Source organism: Micromonospora sp. DT178 (genome assembly GCF_049841695.1).
Lineage (GTDB): Bacteria > Actinomycetota > Actinomycetes > Mycobacteriales > Micromonosporaceae > Micromonospora.
The window spans coordinates 1-212 of the sequence record NZ_JBNCKV010000118.1 but is presented as its reverse complement, the minus strand read 5'-3'; the positions used below and the strand labels follow the sequence as shown (position 1 = coordinate 212).

The window sequence follows — 212 nt, the reverse complement described above, 5'->3', positions numbered from 1 at the left end:
ACCCCCGTACTGAACAAGGAGACCGGCAAGGACGCCTACCAGTCCGTCGAGATCCGCGACCCCAAGGCCGACGACAAGCAGACCGACAAGCTGCGCGCCGACATCGTCACCGCCATCGACGAAGGCCACGCCGTGGTCGCCAACATCGCCGGCACCGCCACCGACACCGACGGCGTCACCCACTCCTTCGAGGGCGGGCACTACATCAGCGT

The 212-nt window shown here is 67.0% G+C and carries 1 pseudogene; it reads left to right on the top strand.

The window, feature by feature from the left end:
• Positions 1-212 (top strand): annotated as a pseudogene (locus ACLQ22_RS32230) (C39 family peptidase); the annotation flags it as partial.